The organism is Bradyrhizobium sp. CSS354 (assembly GCF_029051725.1).
GTDB lineage: Bacteria > Pseudomonadota > Alphaproteobacteria > Rhizobiales > Xanthobacteraceae > Bradyrhizobium.
On the sequence record NZ_JAACFU010000009.1, the window covers coordinates 209,607 to 233,257 of the forward strand.

The 23,651-nt window shown below is 65.4% G+C and carries 17 protein-coding genes; 10 read left to right on the forward strand and 7 right to left on the reverse strand.

Annotated elements, in window-relative coordinates:
• Nucleotides 1-17: 17 nt before the first annotated feature.
• Nucleotides 18-371: a DUF1236 domain-containing protein gene (locus GWG67_RS23085; protein ID WP_007594952.1), complete on the reverse strand. Its 354-nt coding sequence runs from the start codon at nucleotides 369-371 to the stop codon at nucleotides 18-20.
• A gap of 223 nt (nucleotides 372-594) precedes the next feature.
• On the opposite strand from GWG67_RS23085, the gene GWG67_RS23090 reads away from it, so the two are divergent.
• The 3 genes from GWG67_RS23090 (at nucleotide 595) to GWG67_RS23100 (ending at nucleotide 5,777) form a co-directional block, all read left to right on the forward strand.
• Nucleotides 595-750 (forward strand): DUF3096 domain-containing protein, encoded by a 156-nt coding sequence (locus tag GWG67_RS23090; protein ID WP_007594951.1) that lies wholly within the window; start codon nucleotides 595-597, stop codon nucleotides 748-750.
• Nucleotides 751-846: 96 nt separating this feature from the next.
• Nucleotides 847-3,825 carry a pyruvate, phosphate dikinase gene (ppdK, locus tag GWG67_RS23095; RefSeq protein ID WP_275171606.1) on the forward strand — a complete coding sequence of 993 codons (2,979 nt, stop codon included), beginning with the start codon at nucleotides 847-849 and terminating at the stop codon, nucleotides 3,823-3,825.
• Between the two features lie 497 nt (nucleotides 3,826-4,322).
• The gene (locus GWG67_RS23100) at nucleotides 4,323-5,777 is read left to right on the forward strand and encodes a cell wall hydrolase (RefSeq protein ID WP_275171607.1); all 1,455 of its coding nucleotides are present in this window, start codon (nucleotides 4,323-4,325) and stop codon (nucleotides 5,775-5,777) included.
• A gap of 117 nt (nucleotides 5,778-5,894) precedes the next feature.
• Here the strand turns inward: GWG67_RS23100 and nadC are convergent, their stop codons facing one another.
• Genes nadC through nadA form a run of 3 tightly spaced genes read right to left on the reverse strand, consistent with a single transcriptional unit; the run spans nucleotide 5,895 to nucleotide 9,504 of the window.
• The gene (gene nadC / locus GWG67_RS23105) at nucleotides 5,895-6,773 is read right to left on the reverse strand and encodes a carboxylating nicotinate-nucleotide diphosphorylase (protein ID WP_275171608.1); all 879 of its coding nucleotides are present in this window, start codon (nucleotides 6,771-6,773) and stop codon (nucleotides 5,895-5,897) included.
• 13 nt (nucleotides 6,774-6,786) lie between these two features.
• A complete protein-coding gene (locus tag GWG67_RS23110; protein ID WP_275171609.1) occupies nucleotides 6,787-8,388 on the reverse strand; it encodes an L-aspartate oxidase in 1,602 nt (533 codons plus the stop codon).
• 9 nt (nucleotides 8,389-8,397) lie between these two features.
• Nucleotides 8,398-9,504, reverse strand: coding sequence for a quinolinate synthase NadA (nadA, locus tag GWG67_RS23115; protein WP_275171611.1), 1,107 nt, complete (start codon nucleotides 9,502-9,504; stop codon nucleotides 8,398-8,400).
• A gap of 354 nt (nucleotides 9,505-9,858) precedes the next feature.
• On the opposite strand from nadA, the gene GWG67_RS23120 reads away from it, so the two are divergent.
• The 7 genes from GWG67_RS23120 (at nucleotide 9,859) to GWG67_RS23150 (ending at nucleotide 19,345) form a co-directional block, all read left to right on the forward strand.
• Nucleotides 9,859-11,112 (forward strand): MFS transporter, encoded by a 1,254-nt coding sequence (locus tag GWG67_RS23120; protein ID WP_275171613.1) that lies wholly within the window; start codon nucleotides 9,859-9,861, stop codon nucleotides 11,110-11,112.
• Nucleotides 11,113-11,152: 40 nt separating this feature from the next.
• Nucleotides 11,153-12,139, forward strand: coding sequence for an MDR family oxidoreductase (locus GWG67_RS23125; protein WP_275171614.1), 987 nt, complete (start codon nucleotides 11,153-11,155; stop codon nucleotides 12,137-12,139).
• Between the two features lie 112 nt (nucleotides 12,140-12,251).
• Nucleotides 12,252-12,851 carry a hypothetical protein gene (locus GWG67_RS23130; protein WP_275171616.1) on the forward strand — a complete coding sequence of 200 codons (600 nt, stop codon included), beginning with the start codon at nucleotides 12,252-12,254 and terminating at the stop codon, nucleotides 12,849-12,851.
• 164 nt (nucleotides 12,852-13,015) lie between these two features.
• Nucleotides 13,016-13,267, forward strand: a complete 252-nt coding sequence (locus tag GWG67_RS23135; protein ID WP_247298960.1) for a hypothetical protein — start codon at nucleotides 13,016-13,018, stop codon at nucleotides 13,265-13,267.
• 208 nt (nucleotides 13,268-13,475) lie between these two features.
• Nucleotides 13,476-15,209 (forward strand): methyl-accepting chemotaxis protein, encoded by a 1,734-nt coding sequence (locus GWG67_RS23140; RefSeq protein ID WP_275171618.1) that lies wholly within the window; start codon nucleotides 13,476-13,478, stop codon nucleotides 15,207-15,209.
• A 195-nt stretch (nucleotides 15,210-15,404) separates the two neighbouring features.
• Entirely contained in the window at nucleotides 15,405-17,375 is a 1,971-nt protein-coding gene (locus GWG67_RS23145) for a methyl-accepting chemotaxis protein (RefSeq protein ID WP_275171620.1), read from the forward strand.
• A 281-nt stretch (nucleotides 17,376-17,656) separates the two neighbouring features.
• Complete coding sequence (locus GWG67_RS23150; RefSeq protein WP_275171622.1) at nucleotides 17,657-19,345, forward strand: methyl-accepting chemotaxis protein; 1,689 nt, start codon at nucleotides 17,657-17,659, stop codon at nucleotides 19,343-19,345.
• A gap of 3 nt (nucleotides 19,346-19,348) precedes the next feature.
• On the opposite strand, the gene GWG67_RS23155 is transcribed toward GWG67_RS23150, so the two are convergent.
• Genes GWG67_RS23155 through GWG67_RS23165 form a run of 3 tightly spaced genes read right to left on the reverse strand, consistent with a single transcriptional unit; the run spans nucleotide 19,349 to nucleotide 23,601 of the window.
• A complete protein-coding gene (locus GWG67_RS23155; RefSeq protein WP_275171624.1) occupies nucleotides 19,349-22,057 on the reverse strand; it encodes a DUF2339 domain-containing protein in 2,709 nt (902 codons plus the stop codon).
• A gap of 49 nt (nucleotides 22,058-22,106) precedes the next feature.
• Entirely contained in the window at nucleotides 22,107-23,075 is a 969-nt protein-coding gene (locus GWG67_RS23160; RefSeq protein ID WP_275171626.1) for an NAD regulator, read from the reverse strand.
• Nucleotides 23,076-23,094: 19 nt separating this feature from the next.
• A complete protein-coding gene (locus GWG67_RS23165) occupies nucleotides 23,095-23,601 on the reverse strand; it encodes a tyrosine phosphatase family protein (RefSeq protein WP_275171628.1) in 507 nt (168 codons plus the stop codon).
• Nucleotides 23,602-23,651: the final 50 nt, after the last annotated feature.

A 23,651-nucleotide genomic window follows, 5' to 3' on the forward strand; every position in this document is an offset into this window, starting at 1 on the left:
GTTGATCCCTCACAACGCTAGTCCATCACCTCGACGATGCGCCGCGAGCGCGGCTCGACCAGGACGGTCTCGCCGTTCACGACGGTGTAGCGGTAGGTGGTGGCGCCGAAACGTTGCGGCACGTCATAATAGGTGACGCCGCTTTCAGGTAAGGTGGCACCGACCACCACGCGATCCGGGATACGGAAAGCCGGCACACGTTGTTCGACGACATAGTCGCGGAAAGCCGGCCGCTGCTCGACCGCAATGGTCGGGCCGCTGTCGACGACGACGGGCGCGCGTCCCACGGTGACGCTGCTTTGCGCCTGCGCCGCAAGGGGCGAACCGATCGCGGCCGCGAGCGCTGCAAGAGCAAGAATCCTGTTCCGCATGGGCAACTCCTTCGAGAAGGTTTTCGGGAAGCGCCAATGGCGCGACCGGTTGCCAATGCATGCGTCTTCGCGATGTTCCGGAAAACGCCCGCCGCATACGCGGCATTTTCGGGCAGTTTTCGCGAAGCCGGGAACTCGCGCGTGCCCAGTGCGTCTCTACCCGCGGAACCCAGTCCGCTATGATCCCGCCGCGATTCGCCCCCACCCCACGGAAAGAAAATTCATGCACATCACCGTCGCCCACATCTCGCCGATCCTGTCGCTGCTTGCGGGTGTGCTCATCCTGATCATGCCACGCCTGTTGAACCTAATCGTCGCGATCTTTCTCATCATAAATGGTGCGATCGGGCTCGGATTGTTGAAGTGGCTCCATCTCTAGGCCTTCATTCTACGGAACTCTCCGACTTGCGCGGACCTGCCCAAAGTGGTGTAAGGCCCGCAATTACCCATTCCTCTCGCAGGTTGTGTGCAAGCTATGGCCAAAGCCGCCTCGAAAACTCCAGCGAAAATGCCAGCGAAATCAAAGTCCTCCGCCAAGGCGAAAGCCGCGCCGGCGGCCCGCAAGGCACTTGCCAAGCGCGCTCCGAAGCCGATGGCCAAAGCCGCTGTTAAGCCGGTTGCCAAGGCTGCTGCCAAGCCGGCTGTGAAGCCTGCCGCCAAGGCTATTTCCAAGGCTGTTGCAAAGGCACCGACGAAGCCGGTTGCGCCGAAGGTCGCCGTGAAGTCGGCACCGAGCAAGGCTGCCCTAACCAAGGCTGCGCCTGTTGCGGCCAAGGCCGGCAAGTGGGTGTTCACCTTCGGGGACGGCAAGGCCGAGGGCAAAGCGGAGATGCGCGATTTGCTCGGCGGCAAGGGCGCCAACCTCGCCGAAATGGCTAATCTCGGCCTGCCGGTGCCTCCCGGCTTCACCATTCCGACCTCGGTCTGCACTTACTTCTACGCGCACGACAAGTCCTATCCGAAGGAATTGCAGTCGCAGGTTGAGAAGGCGCTCGACCATGTCGGCAAGTTGACCGGCAAGATCTTCGGCGATTCCAGGAACCCGCTGCTCGTCTCCGTGCGTTCCGGCGGCCGCGCCTCGATGCCGGGCATGATGGACACCGTGCTCAATCTCGGCCTCAACGACGAGACCGTGGAAGCGCTGTCGGAACTGTCAGGCGATCGCCGCTTCGCCTATGACAGCTATCGCCGCTTCATCACCATGTATTCGGACGTGGTGCTCGGCTTCGAGCATCATCATTTCGAGGAAATCCTCGACACCTTCAAGGACAGCCAGGGCTACACGCTCGACACGGATCTCACCGCCGACGACTGGGTCGATCTGGTCGGCAAGTACAAGGACGCGGTCGCGCGCGAAACCGGCAAGGATTTTCCGCAGGATCCGCACGACCAGCTCTGGGGCGCGATCGGCGCGGTGTTTTCATCCTGGATGAACGCTCGCGCGGTGACCTACCGCAGACTGCACGACATTCCGGAATCCTGGGGCACCGCGGTCAACGTGCAGGCCATGGTGTTCGGCAACATGGGCGAGACCTCGGCGACCGGCGTTGCCTTCACGCGCAATCCCTCGACCGGCGAGAGCAAGCTCTACGGCGAGTTCCTGATCAACGCGCAAGGCGAGGACGTGGTGGCGGGCATCCGCACGCCGCAGGACATCACCGAGGAAGCGCGCAAGGACTCAGGCTCCGACAAGGCGTCGATGGAATCGGCGATGCCGGAGGCCTTCAAGGAGCTGACGCGGATCTACACGCTGCTCGAGAAGCACTACCGCGACATGCAGGACATGGAGTTCACGGTCGAGCAGGGCAAGCTCTGGATGCTGCAGACCCGTGGCGGCAAGCGCACCGCGAAAGCGGCGCTGCGCATCGCGGTCGAACTCGCCAATGAAGGCCTGATCAGCAAGAAGGAAGCGGTGACGCGGATCGACCCCGCCTCGCTCGACCAGCTGCTGCATCCGACCATCGACCCCAACGCCAAGCGCGACGTGATCGCGACCGGCCTACCGGCCTCGCCGGGTGCGGCCTCCGGCGAGATCGTGTTCTCCTCGGACGAAGCGGCCAAGCTTCAGGCCGACGGCCTCAAGGTGATTCTGGTCCGGATCGAGACCAGCCCCGAAGACATCCACGGCATGCACGCCGCCGAAGGCATCTTGACCACCCGCGGTGGCATGACCTCGCATGCTGCAGTGGTCGCGCGCGGCATGGGCAAGCCCTGCGTCTCCGGTTGCGGCACCATCCGCGTCGATTACGGCCGCGGCACCATGAGCATCGGCTCGCGCACCTTCAAGACCGGCGACGTCATCACCATCGACGGCTCGCTCGGCCAGGTGCTGGCCGGCCGCATGCCGATGATCGAGCCCGAACTGTCCGGCGAGTTCGGCACGTTGATGAAATGGGCCGACCAGGTCCGCAAGATCGGCGTGCGCGTCAACGCGGACACGCCGGAGGACGCGCACACCGCGATCAAGTTCGGCGCGGAAGGCATCGGCCTCTGCCGTACCGAGCACATGTTCTTCGAGGAGACGCGTATCCGCACCGTGCGCGAGATGATCCTCTCCGAGGACGAGCAGTCGCGGCGCGCTGCACTGGCAAAGCTGCTGCCCATGCAGCGCGCCGACTTCGTCGAGCTGTTCGAGATCATGAAGGGTCTGCCCGTCACGATCCGTTTGCTTGATCCGCCGCTGCACGAGTTCCTGCCGCACACCCATGCCGAGGTCGAGGAAGTGGCGCGCGCCATGAACACCGACCCGCGGCGCCTGGCCGACCGCGCGCGCGAGCTGTCGGAGTTCAATCCGATGCTCGGCTTCCGCGGCTGCCGCATCGCGATCGCCTATCCCGAGATCGCCGAGATGCAGGCGCGTGCGATCTTCGAAGCGGCGGTCGAGGCCGAGAAGCGCACCGGCAAGGCCGTCGGCCTCGAGGTGATGGTACCGCTGATCGCCACCAAGATGGAGCTCGACCTCGTCAAGGCGCGCATCGACTCCACCGCAAAGGCGGTGATGCGCGACACCAACACCAAGCTGACCTATCAGGTCGGCACCATGATCGAGCTGCCGCGCGCCTGCCTGCTCGCAGCCGAGATCGCGGAGAGCGCCGAGTTCTTCTCGTTCGGTACCAACGACCTCACGCAGACGACGTACGGCATCAGCCGTGACGATGCCGCGAGCTTCCTCGGGACCTACGTGTCCAAGGGCATCCTGCCGATCGATCCCTTCGTCGCGCTCGACCAGGAAGGCGTCGGCGAGCTCGTCAAGATCGGCGTCGCGCGCGGCCGCAAGACGCGCGCCTCGCTCAAGGTCGGCATCTGCGGCGAGCACGGCGGCGATCCCGCCTCCGTCGCCTTCTGCCACGCGATCGGCCTCGACTACGTCTCCTGCTCGCCCTACCGCGTCCCGATCGCCCGCCTCGCCGCCGCGCAAGCCGCGCTCGGCAAGGCGATCGCGAGCCAGGCATAAGCGGGCGAGTTAAAATGTTGAGAGCGAAAGAGGCGGGGCAAACCCCGCCTCTTTCATTTGAAGCGATGCTCTCGCCACACTGTCATCGCGACCACCACACACTCGCTGTCATCGCCCGGCTCGACCGGGCGATCCAGTACGACGAGACGTCAGTGCTTGAACGCAGAAGCCTCAGCGTACTGGATGCCCGCCTTCGCGGGGCATGACAGCGGTTGTTGATGTGACGATGGAACCGAACCGCGCGGCCCGTAGCGATACGTGCGCGCAAGAGTTCCTTCACCATTCGCGTTGACCAATTGTTTACCCCGTCGCGTGAGGGCGCATTTACCAAGGCGCATCGTCACCCCGTGAAAACACCTGCGATTGCTTGCGTGTGCCGCATGCGCAACGCCGATTAACGCCCCGGCAACCTAAATTAGATACTCACGATAAAGATCGAATTGCACGGATGTACTGCGGCTCGATTTTTCTAGCGTAAGCGTAGCGTGAGCGTATCGATGTTTTTGTTGCGTACCCATCCGAAGGGCGCGCGGTTCGCGTCCTTCGGCATCGGTCTCTGCATCTTCGCATTGATGCCGAGAGAGACCGGCTATCAGGACATTGCCTCGCTGCTGGCGCGCCAACCCGGCGTCGCGGAGCGTTGGCAGAAGCAGGTGTTCTCTGCTGCGTCCTCCATACAGCTCGCCACCTACAGTTTTTCCCGGCCGATCGGCACTTCGGCGCCGCAGAGCGCGATGGTTCGCCTCGCGAGCCTCGACGGCCGCGACGTCACCGGCGCGATCAGCCGCAATCCGGCGCTTCAGGCGCCGCCGCGCTACCAGGCCGCCGATTTTCCCAAGGTCGATCGCTCCATGAAGGGTGATCGCCTCGCAACGGTCACACCGACGCAGGCTCCCGAAGCGGGCGCGCCGACGGCAGCGCCGACGCAGGAGGATCCCGCGACGTCGAACAGCTCGGTGTTCGGCGCCAAGACCGTCGCGCTGCCGCAGGCGATGTCGCCGGAATCCGCGGCCGCGCTCGATCCCGAACTCGCGGAAGCGCTACGCGCGCCGCCGCTGCCGCAATACACCAATGCGCCACAAGCCAGCGACGCTGCGCGCTCGCTCGCGCTCCAGCCGCTCGAAGCGCTGAAGCAGGCCACCATTCCGGCTGCACCGCCGCGCGATCCATTCCGCGTCAAAACCTCGAACCTGTTCTTCGGCAGCTCCTCGCTCGGCGGCAATGTCGAGAGCATCGAGAGCTGGCAACCCGGTGCGGAGCCGCTGATCGTGATGCCCGACTCCGACATGAAGGTGACGGCATCGCTGTCGCCGCCGTCGGTGGATATTGCGAGGGATATCGAAAGCGGCGAGAGCGTCGCGCCGAAGGGTGAGGTCAACGTCGACAACCAGCGCGCCAGGTCACCGGCGGAGCGGCTCGCGCTCGACGACAAGTCGCGCGCGAAGTCCGAAAAATGCCTCGCGGAAGCCGTCTATTTCGAGTCTCGCGGCGAGGCCGTGCGCGGCCAGATGGCGGTTGCGCAGGTGGTGATGAACCGCGTGTTCTCCGGAAAATATCCGGACACGGTGTGCGGCGCCGTCTATCAGAACAAGCACCGCCATCTCGCCTGCCAGTTCACCTTCGCCTGCGACAACAATGCCGACGTGATCCGCGAGCCCGAGATGTGGGAGCGTGCGAAAAAGATCTCGAAGGCCATGCTCGACGGCCAGATCTGGCTAGCCGAGGTCGGCAAGTCCACGCACTACCATGCCTATTGGGTGCGCCCGTCCTGGGTCGCCGAGATGAAGAAGATGTACAAGACCGGCGTCCACACCTTCTATCGCCCGCGCGCTTGGGGCGACGGCAGCGAGGAACCGAGCTGGGGCACACCCGCGCAGACCGCCGCGCTCTCCGCCGAGCTCACCCAGGAAGCCAAGAGCTCCGCCGAGATGGGCGTAAGCGAACGAAGGTAGTCCTTCACAAGAGTTCGTCATGCCCGGGCTTGTCCCGGGCATCCACGTTCTTTGTACCGAGTTGCAAGGCGTGGATGGCCGGGACAAGCCCGGCCATGACGGAGAAGGAAGCTCGCCTCACATCTCGATATCCAGCGCGCAGTCGAAATTCGGCGCAGAATGCGTCAGCGCGCCGACTGAGGCGTAGTCGACGCCGGTCGCCGCGATGGCTGGGATCGAGTCCAGGGTGACACCGCCGGATGCCTCCAGCTCGAGGCGTCCCTCGTTGATCCCAACGGCTTCGCGCAGCGTCGCAATGTCCATGTTGTCGAGCAGCACGGCATCGGCAAGGCCGGTGTCGAGCACCTCGCGCAACTGCGGAAGCGTGTCGACCTCGATCTCGATCTTGACGAGATGGCCGGCATGGGCGCGGGCGCGCTCCAGCACCGGACGGATGCCACCGGCGACCGCGATGTGGTTGTCCTTGATCAGGATCGCGTCGTCGAGCCCGAAGCGGTGATTGAAGCCGCCACCGCAGCGTACCGCGTATTTCTCCAACGCGCGCAGCCCAGGCGTGGTCTTTCGCGTGCAGCAGATTCGCATCCGGGTGCCCTCGGTGCGCGCAACATAGTCCGCCGTGAGCGTCGCAATGCCCGACAGGCGGCCGACGAAGTTCAGCGCGGTCCGCTCCGCCGTGAGGATGGCGCGTGCCGGCCCCGAGATCGTCAGCACCTGCTGTCCGCGGGCGACGCGCGCGGCGTCGCGAACATGTGCGCGTACCTCGATGTCAGGCGAAAGCTTTTGCAAGGTGGCGAGCGCCAGCGGCAAGCCGGCGATCACGCCGGATTGCCGTGCGACCAGGATCGCTTGCGCCTTGGTTGCCTCGGGAATCGTCGCAAGCGAGGTGATGTCGCCGGCGCGTCCGAGATCCTCATCGAGCGCGCGCAGCACGGCCTCGTCGATCGCGAGCGGGGAGAGGAAGGCGTCGGGATATTGCAGAGAGATCGGGGTGATCATGGGAAGAACTCCGTCAGACGGTCAAGGGTGGCGCGGTTCGTGATTTCGGACATTTGGTCAGGCTGTCCGCGATCTCGCGCACTGCTGCGAGCGTCGTCATCGTGCGTTGCGCGAGGGCGGGAACGTCCGCGGAATGGTCGGAGCGGAAATGCGCGCCGCGGCTCTCGCACCGGTTCGAGGCCGACGCCGCCACGAGCAGGGCTGCCGTTGCCATGTTGCGGACCGCAATGCTCGTGGCCTCGCGCTCGAGCGCGGCGAAGCTGCGAACCGCGTCCGCAAGCCCGTCATCATCGCGGATCACGCCGACATGCGCGCTCATCAGCATCCGCAGCTGCTTCACGGCCGCAGCATCCGGCGCGCCGCCCCGCGGTATCACCACGTCCGCAAGGCGGGCGGGCGAGGGGCTGGTGCGGCCGGCGATGTCATCGGCGATGCGTGCGGCGTAGACCACGGCCTCGAGCAGCGAATTCGACGCCAGCCGGTTCGCGCCATGCGCGCCGGTGGACGACACTTCGCCGCCGGCCCAGAGCCCGTCGATCGAGGTGCGGCCGCGATCGTCCACCGCGATGCCGCCCATGTGGTAGTGTGCCGCGGGTGCGATCGGGATGGCCTGCGTGGCGGGATCGATGCCGGCGGCGATGCAGCTTGCATGAACGGTCGGGAATTTGTCGGCAAAACGTGCGCCCAGCGCCTGCCGCGCATCGAGGAAGGCGCCGCGCCCCGCCGAAATCTCCGCGAACACGCCGCGGGCCACGATGTCGCGCGGAGCGAGCTCGGCGAGCGGATGCCGCGCCGCCATGAAACGCTCGCCACGGCCGTTGATCAGCGTCGCGCCTTCACCGCGCAACGCTTCGGTGGCGAGCGGCGCGGGATCGCGACCGACCATGATGGCGGTCGGGTGAAATTGCACGAACTCGGGATCTGCGATCACCGCGCCGGCGCGTGCGGCGATCGCAAGGCCGGATCCGCTGGCCTCGCGCGGATTGGTGGTGACGGCATAGAGATGGCCGATGCCGCCCGTCGCGAGCACCACCGTCCGCGCAGCGAGCAGGATTGGGCGTGCTTCGGCCTCGCCAGCTTGGCGCAGTTGAAGACCGGCGACCGCGCCGTCCCCGGTCAACAGCGCTTCGGCGAAAAAGCCTTCGATCAGCCGGATCGATGGCGTGCGCCGCACCGCATCGCTCAGCGCAGCGATGATAGCGGCGCCCGCGCCGTCGCCGCGCACATGCACGATGCGCCGCGCCGAGTGTGCGGCTTCGCGCCCGACTGCGAGCCGGCCTTCGAGATCGCGGTCGAACGGCACGCCATAGGCGAGAAGATCGTGAATCCGCGGTGCGGCCTCGCGCGCGATCCCCAGTGCGACAGCTTCGTCGACGATGCCGCCGCCAACGGCAACCGTGTCCGCGGCGTGCGCTTCCGGCGTATCGCCTTCAGCCATTGCCGCGGCGATTCCACCTTGCGCCCATGCGGACGACGCGCCCTGTCCGAGCGGCGCGGCCGAGATCAATGTCACCGGCCGCGGCGCGAGCTTGAGCGCGCAGAACAATCCGGCAAGGCCGCCGCCGACGACGACGACATCGTCGGTGCGGGGGAGGGTGTGGATGTTATCTTGCATGTTCCGCTCTCAATTCTTCAAATTGATCATCCGCTCGACCGAGCGCCGCGCGCGTTGCGCAAGCGTGGGATCGATCGTCACCTCCTCGCGAAGCGTCAGCAGGCTCTCCAAAATGTTGGCGAGCGTGATGCGCTTCATGTGCGGGCAGATGTTGCAGGGACGCAGCATCTCCACATCGGGCAGCTCGGCGCGCACATTGTCGGCCATCGAGCATTCCGTGATCATCACCAGCCGCCGCGGCCGCCGCTCGCGCACCCAGTTGATCATGTGCGCGGTCGAGCCGGTGAAATCGGCCTCGGCCAGCACATCCGGAGGGCATTCGGGATGCGCGATGATCTGAACGGAGGGATCGGCCTCGCGGTAGCTACGCAGCTCGGCGCCGGTGAAACGCTCGTGCACCTCGCAGGCGCCCTTCCAGGCGATGATCTTCACGTCGGTTTTCGAGGCCACGTAGGTGGCGAGATAGCGGTCGGGCAGGAAGATCACGCTTGGCGCGCCGAGGCTCTCGACCACCTGAACCGCGTTCGACGAGGTGCAGCAGATATCGACCTCGGCCTTCACCTCCGCGGAGGTGTTGACATAGGCCACGACAGGCACGCCGGGAAATTTTTCGCGGAGCAGGCGGACGTCGGCGCCGGTGATGCTGGCAGCGAGCGAGCAGCCGGCGCGCGTATCGGGAATCAGCACCGTCTTGTCCGGATTGAGCAGTTTCGACGTCTCCGCCATGAAGTGCACGCCGCACTGGACGATGATGTCGGCCTTCACCCTGGTGGCTTCGACCGCGAGCTGGAGCGAATCACCGCCGATGTCGGCGACGCAGTGGAAGATCTCCGGCGCCTGGTAATTGTGGGCGAGGATCACCGCGCCCCGCGCCTGCTTCAGCGCGTTGATCGCCTTGATCGTTGGGGCCATCAGCGGCCATTCGATCGGCGGGATGACGTGTTTCACGCGCTCGTAAAGCGGTGCGGTGGCTCGCTCGACCTCCGGAGTCCATTCCAGCGAAGGCATCGGCAGCGAAGGTCCGGTTCGCGCCTGCTCGGCCCGTGCCGTGGTGATGACGTGGCCCTGGGGCCGGTTGGCAAAGTCGTCGGGGCCGTAAATTCCAGTTAGCGGCATCCATGCCTCCCGTGCATGTCAATTATGCTCAGTATGAGTATATCATTAGCCTGAGAAATCCGGCCGAGGGGCTGGTGGACTATCGAATATGCTCAACTTGAGTAAATCGAACATAACACCCTCCGCGGCAGGCCGCCAGATCTCGCCGCACACATTTCCGTCAATGGACACCCGGCTCCGTTAGGTCGGACGCTCGGCGCGCGTCGGATAAGGCCGCGAGGAAATGCAATGCTCCGGCGCCAGCTCTTCGCGGAATGCAATCGTTTTTGACTTGGGGTTTTCATGCAGATGCATTAAACGAGCTGGCTCGCGGTTGCCATTTTGCGAAATCCGCGACGACGCACGAGGAACAGCATGTCGACACAGATGGGCGAACTCGGTTCGGTTTCCCGTTCCTCCACCTGGCGCACGCCGGCGATCATCATTCTCTGCGGCTGCGCGATCGGGATGCTCGGCTTCGGCCCGCGCTCGGCGCTCGGCTTCTTCGTGCAGCCGATGAGCCATGAATATGCCTGGGGCCGCGACGTGTTCGGGCTCGCGATCGCGTTTCAGAATTTGCTGTGGGGATTGGGCCAGCCCGTCGCCGGCGCGGTCGCCGATCGCTTCGGCCTGTTCCGGGTGATGTGCGTCGGCGCTCTGCTCTATGCCGGCGGCTTGCTCCTGATGCGCTATTCCTCGACTCCGCTGTCGCTGAACATCGGCGCCGGCGTCATGGTCGGCTTCGGTCTCGCCGGCTGCTCGTTCAATCTGGTGCTCTCGGCGTTCACCAAGCTCTTGCCGGCCGAGAAGCGCGGCCTTGCGCTCGGCGCCGGCACTGCGGCGGGATCGTTCGGGCAGTTCCTGTTCGCGCCGATCGGTGTGGCCTTGATCGACAATTTCGGCTGGCAGCAGGCGCTCACCGTGTTCGGTTTCCTGATGCTGCTGATCATCCCGCTGGCGCTGGCGCTCTCGACGCCGCCGGTCGCAAGCACGGCAAACGCGACGCCTGCGGACCAGCAGACCTTCACCAAAGCGCTCGCGGAAGCCTTCGGCCATCGCTCCTATGTGCTGCTTGTCCTCGGCTTCTTCACCTGCGGGTTCCAGCTCGCCTTCATCACGGTGCATCTGCCGGCCTTCCTGGTCGACAGCGGCATCTCCACGCAAATCGGCGGCTGGGTGATCGCGGCGATCGGCCTCTTCAACATCATGGGATCGCTAAGCGTCGGCTATCTCCAGAACAGCCTGCCCAAGCGCTATATCCTCTCGACCATCTATTTCACCCGCGCGCTTGCGACGCTTGCCTTCATCTCGTTCCCGATCACGCCGTTCTCGGCGATTGCGTTCGGAGCGGTCTCCGGCCTGACCTGGCTGTCGACCGTGCCGCCGACCTCGGCGCTGGTCGCGATCATGTTCGGCACGCGCTGGTTCGCCACCCTGTATGGTTTCGCCTTCGTCAGCCATCAGGTTGGCGGCTTCCTCGGTGTCTGGCTCGGCGGCATCGTGTTCGAGCGGTTCGGTTCCTACACGCCGATCTGGTGGCTCTCGATCCTGTTCGGCGTGCTCTCGGCGCTGATCAATCTTCCGATCGTGGAGAAACCGGTCCAGCGGGCGGTTGCGCAGCCTGCCTGATCGGCTAAACATCCCCTGAAACAAGTCAGGGAGTTTTGCTGTGGCCACTTTCAAGGCGATCCGGATCGACAAGGCGGACAAGGGCACCACCGCGCAGCTCACGCAGTTCGACGAAGCCGAGCTGATGGAGGGCGACGTGACCGTCCGCGTGGAATGGTCGACGTTGAACTACAAGGACGGCCTCGCGCTCACCGGCAAGGCGCCGGTGGTGCGCCGTTTCCCGATGATTGCGGGCATCGATTTCGCCGGCACGGTCGAGCAGTCCTCGCATCCGCAATGGAAGGCGGGCGACAAGGTCGTCTGCACCGGCTGGGGCATGGGCGAGACCCATCTCGGCGCCTATGCCGAGAAGGCGCGTGTGAAAGGCGACTGGCTGGTCGCTCTTCCGCAGGGCCTGTCCGCGCGCGACGCCATGGCGATCGGCACCGCCGGCTTCACCGCGATGCTGTCCGTGCTGGCACTGGAAAAGCACGGACTGTCGCCGAAGAGCGGTCCGGTCGTGGTGACGGGCGCGGCGGGTGGCGTCGGCTCGGTCGCAACCGCCGTGCTCTCGAAGCTCGGCTATCACGTCATCGCCTCCACCGGCCGTGCGTCCGAAGCGGACTATCTGAAAGAGATCGGCGCGACTGAGGTGATCGACCGCAACGAATTGTCGGCGGCCGCCAAGCCCATTGCCAGGGAGCGCTGGGCGGGTGGCGTCGATAGCGTCGGCTCGACCACGCTCGCAAATCTCCTGTCGATGACGAAGTATGGCGGCGCGATCGCGGCGTGCGGCTTGGCTGCCGGCATGGACCTGCCGTCTTCCGTCGCACCCTTCATTTTGCGCGGGGTGTGCCTTCTCGGCATCGATTCCGTGATGTGCCCGATCGAGCCGCGGAAAGCCGCGTGGCAACGCCTGGCGTCCGATCTGGATCGGACGAAACTAGCTGAAATTACTCATGAAATTCCGCTTTCCGACGTTCCGGAGTGGGGCGCTAAAATCCTGGCCGGCCAGGTCCGCGGTCGCACGGTGGTAAAAATTGTCTAACGGCGTTCAGACTTTACCAACCATGCTGCTTCAATGTCGCCATGGTTAGTATGGTAAGCAGCGGGTAAAGAGATAAGGCATAGCCCGCTGCGGGGTTGGTTCGGAGTTGAGCATGCTTGCGCGTATTGTGTTGGGGGCGGTCACGGCGGTAGCGACGTTTGCGCCGGCCATTGCTGGAAGCATGAACGCCGATGAGGCGCGCCGCTTCGTCGCGGGGAAGGTGTTTGCTTTCACCTGCTTTGACGGCACCCGGGGCGCGGGCCGCATCATGGACGACCTCGGCGCCGCCGGCGCCGTGCAGTTCTCGGGTGCAGGTCCGGTGAAACATCTCCGCCTGCCCGGCAACACGCTTCAGATCCGCGGCCAGAACGTCTGCGCCTCGATCAAGGGCATTCCGTTCGAGCCCTGTTTCAACCTTGAAAAGACCGACGATCGCAGTTTCCGCGGCTCGGTGTCGGGAATGGGCTTCGCCTATTGCGACTTCCATCACCAGGGCGGCAACCAGATGCTGATGGCGCGCGCTGTCGCGCGGCCGCGCTCGCTGCGCACTTCGGAACACACGGGTTCGGTCGGCACGCCCAACACCGAAGTCGCCGCGCGTGTCGAGACCCCGCGCGTCGAGAGTAGCCGGCTCGAGCCGGTGAAGCCGCAAGCCAAATCAGAGCCCGCCAGGGACGACGCCCCGCTGGAGCTGCGCCGCTCGACCCAGTGAGTTGGCTGCACGGGACACTCCGCGCACTTTACCGTTGAGAGCTGTCATCAGACACGAAGCCGCCGCGCCGTAGTCATACGGACGACGGCTTTCATGCGTTGGTAGCTGTTCGCGCCCCAGTTTGCGTACGGCCGGGGGGCGCGGCCCGATCAAAGGGTTCAACGATGTCGCTGTACTTCTTCCGTATCAGCACCGGCCGCTATTCCGGTGCTGCCGACCAGCCATATGAGTTCGAGGATCGCGCTGCGGCCTGGACCGAGATGACCGAAGTCTGTGCCAATTTGCTCGGCGGCATCTCGCGCGGCCTGAAGCAGAACGCCGAATGGCGCATGGAGCTGCTCGACGAGAACAAGGAGCCGGTGTTCCGGATCAGCCTGATCGGCGAGAGCCAGAAGGCCCTCGGTCGCACTGGCTAGAAATCGGGCATCCTACCGCCGCGTGTGGTTAACCTATTAAGCGCGCGGACCGTGCCGTATTTCAAGGGATTTCTGGCGAGTCCGGTATTTGTACGGGGGCTGTCGTTAACCGGATCACCACACCTGAAGCTCAGTTTTTAGGCAAGGGCGATCAACGCCGAGGGCGGCCTACAATGACTTGGCCGCGTAATCCCCGGGAAACGCGCCCATGTCGAAACTCATCCAGAATCTGCAAATCGGTACCAAGCTCGCGCTCGCTTCGGCGTTCGGCATTATTCTCGTCGGCGCCATGATCGCGAGCCAGGTCATCGGCAACAACACCGTGCGTCATTCCAACCAAGCAGCGATTGCGCAGCAGGAATTGGTGCGCGAGGCCACCGAAGCCAAGCTTGGGATACGCGGCATGCAGCTCGCCGTACGGGACATGCGTCTTGCCAACAATCAGGGTGACTTGCAAAAGGCGAGCGAGACTCTGCTGGAGCGGTCGAAAGCGCTGAACGGCGTCGTCGATTCCATGCTCAGATTGACGCACTCCCCGGAAAATCGCGCGCGGATGGAGAAGCTCAAGTCTACGTCAGCCGATTACCTGAAGGGCGCGCAGCAGAACGCCTCAGTTCGCAGCGAGGCCATTGCCGTGGCGGCCACGGACCCCGCCCGCGCCGCCAAGATTTCCGAGGAAGGCGCGCGCCATGTCCGTGAGGTGACGCTGCCGCTCGCTACGCAACTGGATAATTTGACCAGCGAGATTGCCGATTTCGCCAAGCATAAAAGCGAGGAAGAAATCGCTGCCGCGACACAGGAGATGGCCGCGAGCGAGCGTCTCGGCATGGTGGTCGGCGCGTGCGCCGTGCTCGTCCTCATAGGTTCGTGGCTGATGTCCTTCCTGACCATCGCCCGGCCGATCCGCGCGCTCACAGTTGCCATGGACAAGCTCGCTGGCGGTGACTTCTCTGTTGTCCTGCCGGGTCTCGGCCGCAAGGACGAGGTCGGCGGCGTCGCCGCGGCCGTCGAGAAATTCAAGATCGTGTCGGAGCAGAAGGCGCGCGAGGAAGCGGAAGCCAAGATGCGGCAGGACCAGATGGCGGCCGAGCAGCGCAAGGCGGACATGCGCAGGCTTGCCGACAGTTTCGAAGGCGCCGTCGGCGAGATCGTCGACACCGTCTCCTCGGCCGCGACGGAGCTCGAGGCTTCGGCCTCGACGCTGACCTCGACGGCGGAGCGGGCACAGGAACTGACGATAGTTGTGGCCGCGGCCTCCGAGGAGGCGTCGACCAATGTGCAGTCGGTTGCCTCTGCGACCGAAGAGCTGTCGTCCTCGATCACCGAGATCAGCCGGCAGGTGCAGGAATCGGCGCGGGTCGCGAGCGAGGCGGTTACCCAGGCCCGAACCACGACCGATCGTGTCGGCGAATTGTCCAAGGCGGCGGCTCGCATTGGCGACGTGGTCGAGTTGATCAACACCATCGCCGGCCAGACCAACCTGCTGGCGCTCAATGCCACCATCGAGGCGGCACGCGCCGGCGAGGCCGGTCGCGGCTTTGCCGTGGTGGCTTCCGAAGTGAAGGCGCTCGCCGAGCAGACCGCGAAGGCGACCGGCGAGATCGGCCAGCAGATTTCGGGTATCCAGGCGGCAACGCAGGACTCGGTCAGTGCGATCAGCGCGATCAGCAACACCATCGAAAAGCTGTCCGAGATATCGTCCACGATCGCGGCGGCCGTCGAGGAGCAGGGCGCGGCGACGCAGGAGATTTCCCGCAACGTGCAGCAGGCGGCCGAAGGCACCCATCAGGTCTCGTCCAACATCACCGACGTGCAGCGCGGTGCAGGCGAAACCGGCTCGGCATCCTCGCAGGTGCTGGCGGCGGCGCAGTCGCTGTCGGGCGACAGCAATCGCCTCAAGCTCGAGGTCGGCAAATTCCTCGACACCGTGCGCGCAGCCTGACGCGGCATGTCCTGAGAGAACTGCAACCCCCGCGCGTAGAGGCGCGGCATTTGCGCGCGTGAATATCGCGGAGACGCGACGGAGACCGCGCACGGTTAACCTTCCGGAAAACCGATGCAGTCATGATCTCCGCAATATTCCGGGCGCTGAGTCGCCCTGCTTGTATTGCGTATCGATCGTATTGGAGCACATCCCATGAGTGGCCCTTCCATTCGCCTCACCCATAAGGTCATGGCGATCGGACTGTTCGGATTGTTGGGTCTCGTCGCCTTCGGCGCGATCTATCAGATTGGCAGCCTCTCCCAGGACGCCTCCCGCGCCGTCGCCAACCGGGCTCGTGCGATTGCCGATCTCGACAAGCAGCTCTCGATCGAGATGCTGGAGGCGCGCCGCAACGAGAAGAACTTTCAGCAGCGCCGCAACGAGAGCTACGCCAAGGCGCACGCGGAGTTGATCGGGCCGATCAACCGCGATTTCGAGGAGGTCGAGCGTCTGATGGCGGCCGGCGGCATGAGCGCGCTCTCCGAACGGATGAAGCAGGCCCAGGACGGCTTCAAGCGATACGCGTCGGACTTCGGAAAATTGGTTGCCGCGGAGACCCGGCTCGGCCTGAACGAGACGCTGGGCCTGTCCGGCTCGCTCCGCGCCGCGGTGCACGACATCGAAGCCAAGCTCAAGGAGATCGACGATCCCAGGACCACGAGCTGGATGCTGATGATGCGCCGGCATGAGAAGGACTTCATGCTGCGGCGCGACCAAAAATACATCGCCGAGATGAAGAAGGCGGCGGTCGAATTCTCCAAGGCGATAGAGGTCGTCGCAGTTCCTACGGCTGTGATGAACGACATCACGGCCAAGCTGCAGAAATACCAGTCCGAGTTCACGGCGTGGGCCGACACTGCACAGCAGAGCGCAGCCCTCGACGCCAGCATGATGAAGATCTTCCGCGAGCTCGAGCCGGGTATGGTCGAGGTGCGCAATACAGTCGAAGGACTCTACAAGAAGGCCGAAGCTGCAGAGGCTGCGACCCGCGATGCCGTGCGCATGTGGATGATGGTCGCCTTCGCCATTACCGTCGTCGTGCTCGCCGCGGTCGGCTTCCTTCTGGGACGTTCGATCTCGAAGGCGCTTGCCGGCATGGTCGATGCGATGACGCGGCTTGCGCGCGGCGAGCTTTCGATTTCCGTTCCCGGCATCGGGCGCAAGGACGAGATCGGCGAGATGGCTGGTGCCGTCGAGGTGTTCAGGACCAACATGGCGGAGGCGGAGCGGCTGCGCACCGAGCAGATCGAAGCCGAGGCGCGCGGGCGCCAGCAGCGCAAGGCCGACATGCGCCGGCTTGCCGATAATTTCGAAGGCGCGGTTGGCGAGATCATCGATACTGTCTCGTCGGCTGCAACCGAGCTGGAGGCGTCCTCGAACACGCTGACGCAGGCCGCCGAGCGCGGCAACGGGCTTGCTACCGTCGTGGCGGCCGCCTCCGAAGAGGCCTCCGCAAACGTGCAGTCGGTGTCTTCAGCGAGCGAGGAAATGACCTCCTCGATCTCCGAGATCAGCCGTCAGGTGCAAGAATCGGCGCGTGTCGCCGATGTCGCCGTCGAGCAGGCCCAGCGCACCAATGCGCGCGTCGCCGAGCTGACCAAGGCCGCCTCCCGCATTGGCGACGTGGTCGAGCTGATCAACACCATCGCCAGCCAGACCAATCTGCTGGCGTTGAATGCAACGATCGAGGCGGCGCGGGCGGGCGAAGCCGGCAAGGGTTTTGCGGTGGTCGCGACCGAAGTGAAGGCGCTCGCCGAGCAGACTGCGAAGGCCACCGGCGAGATCAGCCAGCACATAGGTGCGATCCAAAACGCAACGCAAGACTCAGCCGGTGCGATAAAGGAGATCGGCGATACCATCGCGCGGATGTCGGAGATCTCGTCGACCATCGCCGCCGCGGTCGAGGAGCAGGGCGCCGCTACGCAGGAGATCTCCCGCAACATCCAGCACGCCGCGAATGGCACTTCCGAAGTCTCGGCGAATATCGGCGACGTCCAGCGCGGGGCAGGCGAAACCGGGGCTGCCTCGGCGCAGGTGCATTCGGCTGCGCAATCGCTGTCGCAGGAGAGCAACCGGCTCAAGAGCGAAGTCGCGCGTTTCCTGGAATCGGTACGGGCGGCGTAGCGGCGGCCGCCTCGCATGTTGCGGCGCAAGCGGGCGCGCTCGCGTCGCGGCATGAGGGCGCTGCGCAGGTGCAACGGATGGTTGCAGGAGAAATAGCGACTATCAGGCTTGTCCCGTAATTTTACGTAGCTCCCTGTTAACGCCTGCTTGCAACTATGGGTGCAATCTCACGGGATAAGAACCAGCCAGCATTGTTGAACTGACCTCCGTCTCGCCACCGTCGTGGTGATTTGCGGCGCAGACAATTTGCGCGTTGCTAGGTAACATCGGGATTTGTCGTGATGTCGAAATTGTCCATCGTCTTCAAGCTTCTGGCCGTGCTGTCGGTCCTCGTCCTTTCGCTCGCCGGTGTCGGCGTGACGGCGATCGGCACCATGCAGAACATCAATTCCCATACTATCGAGATCGCGGAGAGCTGGCTGCCCAGCGTGCGCGCGCTCGGCTCGCTTCGCGCCGACATCAACGAGCTGCGCGTCGCGCTGCGCCTGCATCTGATGCAGGACACCGCCGAGGGCAAGGACGCCGCCGAGAAGCGCTTGGCCTCGCTGCGGGCGCGGATCGACCAGACGCGCAAGGTCTATGAGCCGCTAATCACCACCGCCGAGGAGCGCTCGCTCTATGGGCAATGGAGCACGGCGTGGGCCGAGTATCTGAACGGCGTGCAGGACGTGATGGCGCTGTCGCGCAAGAATGTCGGCCGCTTCCCGACCGACGCCAACGAGCTGTTGCAGACCAAGGTCGCGAAGATGGCCCAGGCCGCCGACCCGCTGCTTCAGAAGGGCATCGAGATGAACAATCGCGGCGCCGAGCTGGAGACCAAGCAGGCCGCCGACAGCTACGCCATGATCTTCCGCGTGCTGGTCGGCATCATCGTGTTCTCGGTCGTGATCGCGATCGGCGCCGCCTATTATCTCGTGCGCGACGTTTCTCGTGGCATTGCCTCGATCATCCGCCCGATGCAGTCGCTCGGCGAAGGTGACCTCTCGGCCGAGGTGCCGCATCGCGGCGAGCGCACCGAGATCGGCTCGATGGCGGATGCGCTGCAGATCTTCAAGGAGGCGCTGATCGCCAAGAAGGCCGCCGACGAGGCTGCTGCGCGCGACGCCGAGGCCAAGATCGAGCGCGGCCGCCGCGTCGACGCCATCACCCGCAAGTTCGAAGCCATGATCGGCGAGGTCGTCGGCACCGTGTCTTCGGCCTCGACCGAGCTCGAGGCCTCCGCCTCGACGCTGACCAACACCGCGCAGCGCGGACAGGAACTCGCGACCGTCGTCGCAGCCGCCTCCGAGGAAGCCTCGACAAACGTCCAGGCGGTGGCATCGGCTTCGGAGGAGCTGTCGTCCTCCATCACCGAGATCAGCCGCCGCGTGCAGGATTCAGCGCGAATGGCGGCGGAGGCCGTCGAGCAGGCGACGCGGACCAACGACCGCGTCAACGCGCTGTCGCAGGCGGCGTCCCGCATCGGCGACGTCGTCGAGCTCATCAACACCATCGCAGGCCAGACCAATCTGCTGGCGCTGAACGCGACCATCGAGGCCGCGCGTGCCGGCGAGGCGGGCCGCGGCTTCGCGGTCGTCGCCTCCGAGGTCAAGGCGCTGGCCGAGCAGACTGCAAAAGCCACCGGCGAGATCGGGGCGCAGGTCTCGGGCATCCAGGCGGCGACGCAGGAATCGGTCAGTGCCATCCAGGAGATCGGCGGCACCATCGAGCGGCTGTCCGAGGTGGCTGCGGCCATCGCCGCCGCCGTCGAGGAGCAGGGCGCGGCGACGCAGGAAATCTCGCGCAACGTGCAGCAGGCCTCGGTCGGCACGCAGGAGGTCTCGTCGAACATCACCGACGTGCAGCGCGGTGCGATCGAGACCGGCGAGGCATCGACCGAGGTGCTGTCGGCGGCGAAATCGCTGGCGACCGACAGCACCCGTCTCAAGGTCGAAGTCGCGCAATTCCTGGAATCGGTTCGCGCGGCCTGACCCTCAAGTGCTCGTTTGCGGAGCCGGCGGCGGTGCGACCTGCCGCCGGAACAGGATGCGCTGGTAGAGCCAGCCGATCGCGACCAGCACGATGCCGAGGCACATGAAGGACAGCGCGCGGTAGACGCCCGTCAGCGTCGACATGTCGATGACGAAAGCCTTCAGGATCGTCAGCGCGATCACGACGGCCGACGCCAGTCGCGCCCGCTCGGAATTGACGAGAATGCCGACGCCGAGCAGCACCACGCCGAAGCCGAGCCAGCCGATCGAATAGGTATATTGCTCGGCGCCAGTGGTCACCCCGGTGGAGAGGATCGGGCCATGATAGAAGCGGCGGATCTCCAGCGTGACATAGGCAAGCGCGAACAGCAGCGCGCCGCCCGCAATCGTGTTGGCGTAGGCCTTGCCGCGTCCGCCAGCCACGGCATAGGACAGCAGCAGCATCAGCACCGCCGGTAGCGCGTAGCCGAGCAGCAGCAGGTTGAACACGGCGCCGCCGACGTCGGTGCGCCACAGCAGCGGGTTCTCCAGGATCAAGAGGCCGAAAACGCTGATGAGCCCGGCGATCGCCGTGAGCACGACCGCGCCGACATTGTGCACGACGCTGCGGCTGCGTTGCCTCAGGCGCTCCAGCCCGATCGCCATGGCGAGCGTGATGCAGACTTGGAGGGCGAATTCGAGCAGCGATGGTGCTGACGTCATGTTGCCGCCGGTCGCAAAATGGCGGATCTCCATGAAGGCGAGCAGCGCGGTGAACAGGATCGCGGCGCTCTCGACCATGCGCAGAGGGGCGTCGTCACCGCGGCGGCGCAGGAACAGGCTCGCCGCCCAGAACGATGCCGCCGGCAGGCCGTAGCCCCACAACAGCCAGTTGAAGATCGGCGTGGTTCCGACGGCGTCGCCGACGATGCGCGGATCATAGCCGATACGAGCGGTGACCAGGCCTGCGAAGATCGCGGCCAGCCAGCGCAGGAACGGGATCGGCCGCTGCATTGAGATCCAGGCGGTGCCGAGCGACATCAGCGCCAGTGCGATCGTGAGCCAGCCCTTCTCCAGCGCAAACGTCAGCGCCAGCGCCAGCGCACCGAGCGTGCCGGTCGCGAACAAGGCCGTGGAGATCATGGCGCCCGGCCGGGTCTCGCGGCGCGCAAGCGCTTCGGTGGCAGCGCCAAAGGCGGCGGCGAGCAGCACCGCGAGAATGGCGAACGGGATCGAGCGGTCGAGATGCGCGATGCGTGCGTAGAGCGCGACCAGGATCGCGATCGGCGTCGCGACACCCGCGACCGACCACACCACCGGAATGATCGCCGAGTTCGAACGTCCCTGCGCGAGGAAGCCCGCGATGCCGAAGCCGGCGGCGAAGATCGCCGCCATCACCAGATGCAGCGTCACCGCGCCGTCGATCGCCGTCGGTGCGATGCCGGCGATGGGGCCGCCCGGCAGCACCAGCATGTCCGGGTTGGCGCGCACCGCCCATTCGGCGAACACGACGAAGACGGACGCGGCGGCCGCGCCGAGCGCGCCGGTGGCCGCCGGCGCCCGCCAGGCGACCAGCAGCGTCGCGCCGACGAGCAGCGTGAAGGCGATCAGCGCCAGGTCCGCATGCGCGCTCGACAGCACGATCAGCATCGCGCCGAACAGATAGGCACCGAGCGATCCCGACGAGACCGGCTCGATCTCACCGTCCTCGATCGTCGGGCCGAACATGAAGCCGCAGACGACGAGAAGAGCGGCAAGAATGAAGCCTGCAATCACATGGAAAGCGTGCGGCGCGACCTGCAAGTCGCTGGTGTCGAGACCCGGAAAGATCCAGAGCACGGCAAAGGCGATGGTAGTGACCGCAAGCCAGCGCCACAGCCGGATACGCGCGAGACCAAAACTCGCGGCGGTGACGATGGCGAGATAGATGTAGAGCGCCCAATAGTCCGGTTTGCCGCTGGAGACGAGGATCGGCGTCACGAACGCGCCGACCACGCCGAGGCCCGCAAGTGCGGGCCCGTGCAGAAGCGCCGCGGCCAGCGTGCCGAGCGCGACGAGGCCGAGCAGCACGAAGGCGGTCGCGGGGACGAGGAAGCCATAGAGCGCGTAAGCCGCGTAGATGGTCGCAAATGCCACCGCCGTACCGGCCGCGGTGAGGATCGCGGGAATGTTGGCGATCGGCAGCGCGGCGATGCTGGAGATGCTCTCCTTGCGCCGCGACCATTCGCCGGCGCCAAGCAGCGCAAGCGCGAACACGCCGCCAAGGAACACGCGCACGCCGGGGCCGACGAGGCCGGCCTCGATCGAATAGCGCACCATGAAGAAGCCGCCGAGCGCGAGCGCAAGGCCGCCGATCCACACCACCCAGCGCGTGCCGAGCCGTTCCTCGAAGCCGGGCGCGGGTGCGGGCAGCGGCGGCGTCGCGTCGGCCTCGGTGCTCGCTTCGAGCGGGGGCGGTGAAACGTCCTCCGTGGCGAGCAGGGGCGGCGCCTCGGCTTCCGCTTCGGCTTGGGGCACAAGCGGCGGCGGCGCTGTGGAAGTCGTCGCGGACGCTTCAGCCCACACATCTGCCGGGATACGCGGCGGCTGCACGGGCCGTTGCGCGTGGAACGTCTCTTCGAGCGAGCTCAGCCGTCGTCGCAGCTCAGCCGTCTGGCTGGAGGCCTTGATCGCGATGATGAAAGCGATGATCGCAATGATCAGCGCGAAGACGTCAAACGGGCCGTCAGACATAAAGCCTCCAGGCAATCGGCGGGCAGGGGCCGATCACGCATATCTCGGGTTAGCGCCGGGAGCGTACGCGCAAGCCCGGCGCGGGCCGCTCCTGGAGCACGTCGCGACGGAAGCGGTAGAGCGCCGCCGGACGTCCGCCCGTCTGTGTCGACATCACCCCGGTCGGTTCGACCAGGGCTTCCATTTCGACCAGGCGGCGGAAATTTTGTTTGTGCAGGTGTCGGCCGGAGATCGCCTCCACCGTATACTGCAATTCGGTAAGTGTGAACTCGGCGGGCAAAAGTTCAAAGACCACAGGACGATACTTCAGTTTTGCACGCAGTCGCGCGATCGCTGTCGCAAGAATCCGGCGGTGGTCGAAGCGCATGGATGTGCCGAGCGCGGACAGCGCCTTGCGCGCTAATGCCGCAGGGCGGCCGTCGCGCCGTGCTTCCTCGACCAGCCCGGCCTCGTACAGGAGCTCGTAGCGGTCGAGCACGCGCTCCTCGTCCCATGATGCGCCGTCGAGACCGAAATAGAACCGCACGCGATCCTTGCGCGGCAATGCGCGCGTCGTCTCCGGCGTCTCCTCTTCGGCCCACTCGGTCAATGCGGGAATGATGTCGCGCGCGATGGTCGCCGGCGGCCCCTCGCGCCGGTCCTCCCAGGGTAGAAAGCCATACCACGGCGCGAAGCTCGCACTCGTGTCTGCCAGTTCGCCGCCGATGGCGCGCGTCAGTGCGAGATAGCCGATCGACACCATGTGCGCGCCGGTGTCGCCGGCCTCGGCATGCCGGCCGCGATCGCCGAACGTGTAGAGCTGTTCGACATAGCCGAGCCGCAGGCCCGTCTGTTCCTCGACCCAGGCCCGCAGGCCGATCTCGAAAGTGCGATGGCTCGGCGCATCGAACGGGCCGAACGGCAGGCCGGCCAGTCCGTCACTGTCGCGCGCGGTGAGGATCAGCGGCTCATGATTCTCGATCGCGACGATCGCGGCAGTCAGGCCGATCTCGATCGGCGTCAGCAGCTTTTCGCTCATGCGATGGCGATCGCCGGTGTCATTCGAGCTCGATCACGAAGGGGCGGCCCTCGACCATCATCGCGCCCGGACCCATCTCGTCGAGCGCGCGCAGCATGCGGCCGTTGCGCCCCAGCGCACGGTCGGCAAGGCCGACGATGCGGCGGTTCGGCGAGGCGATCGGGGAAGCCGCCCGGATCTTCTTTGCGATCTCGGTCTCGTCGCGATCCGGATTGAGTGCGCATACGGCGGCGAAGGCGCTCGCGGTGGAGCGGCTGATGCCGGCATAGCAATGCACCACCAGCGGCGCGTCGCGGTCCCAGCTGCGTACGAAGCTCAGCACCTGCTCGATATGCGTTTCCGATGGCGCGACGAAACCGTCCATCTCCTCGGTGATGTCGTCCATCGACACCTTGAGATGGTTGGCCGGCAGCACCGACACCGGCCGCGCGACCTGCTCGACATTGGCCATCACGGTCAGCACATGGCTGGCCTTGGTGAGGCGGACGGTTTCGGGAAGGGCGGCGAGGGAACAGACGTGGATCATGGCGGACCTTTTTCCGCAGATTATAGCGAGCGTTGGCGGGGTGGGCAAAG

What these genes read in the sequence shown, in the direction of transcription:
- GWG67_RS23085 (WP_007594952.1), bottom strand. Translation starts at nt 371, where the DNA reads ATGCGGAACAGGATTCTTGCTCTTGCAGCGCTCGCGGCCGCGATCGGT.
- GWG67_RS23100 (WP_275171607.1), top strand. Translation starts at nt 4,323, where the DNA reads ATGTTTTTGTTGCGTACCCATCCGAAGGGCGCGCGGTTCGCGTCCTTC.
- GWG67_RS23165 (WP_275171628.1), bottom strand. Translation starts at nt 23,601, where the DNA reads ATGATCCACGTCTGTTCCCTCGCCGCCCTTCCCGAAACCGTCCGCCTC.
- GWG67_RS23155 (WP_275171624.1), bottom strand. Translation starts at nt 22,057, where the DNA reads ATGTCTGACGGCCCGTTTGACGTCTTCGCGCTGATCATTGCGATCATC.
- GWG67_RS23130 (WP_275171616.1), top strand. Translation starts at nt 12,252, where the DNA reads ATGCTTGCGCGTATTGTGTTGGGGGCGGTCACGGCGGTAGCGACGTTT.
- GWG67_RS23090 (WP_007594951.1), top strand. Translation starts at nt 595, where the DNA reads ATGCACATCACCGTCGCCCACATCTCGCCGATCCTGTCGCTGCTTGCG.
- GWG67_RS23120 (WP_275171613.1), top strand. Translation starts at nt 9,859, where the DNA reads ATGTCGACACAGATGGGCGAACTCGGTTCGGTTTCCCGTTCCTCCACC.
- GWG67_RS23160 (WP_275171626.1), bottom strand. Translation starts at nt 23,075, where the DNA reads ATGAGCGAAAAGCTGCTGACGCCGATCGAGATCGGCCTGACTGCCGCG.
- nadA (WP_275171611.1), bottom strand. Translation starts at nt 9,504, where the DNA reads ATGCCGCTAACTGGAATTTACGGCCCCGACGACTTTGCCAACCGGCCC.
- GWG67_RS23150 (WP_275171622.1), top strand. Translation starts at nt 17,657, where the DNA reads ATGTCGAAATTGTCCATCGTCTTCAAGCTTCTGGCCGTGCTGTCGGTC.
- GWG67_RS23140 (WP_275171618.1), top strand. Translation starts at nt 13,476, where the DNA reads ATGTCGAAACTCATCCAGAATCTGCAAATCGGTACCAAGCTCGCGCTC.
- GWG67_RS23135 (WP_247298960.1), top strand. Translation starts at nt 13,016, where the DNA reads ATGTCGCTGTACTTCTTCCGTATCAGCACCGGCCGCTATTCCGGTGCT.
- GWG67_RS23110 (WP_275171609.1), bottom strand. Translation starts at nt 8,388, where the DNA reads ATGCAAGATAACATCCACACCCTCCCCCGCACCGACGATGTCGTCGTC.
- nadC (WP_275171608.1), bottom strand. Translation starts at nt 6,773, where the DNA reads ATGATCACCCCGATCTCTCTGCAATATCCCGACGCCTTCCTCTCCCCG.
- ppdK (WP_275171606.1), top strand. Translation starts at nt 847, where the DNA reads ATGGCCAAAGCCGCCTCGAAAACTCCAGCGAAAATGCCAGCGAAATCA.
- GWG67_RS23145 (WP_275171620.1), top strand. Translation starts at nt 15,405, where the DNA reads ATGAGTGGCCCTTCCATTCGCCTCACCCATAAGGTCATGGCGATCGGA.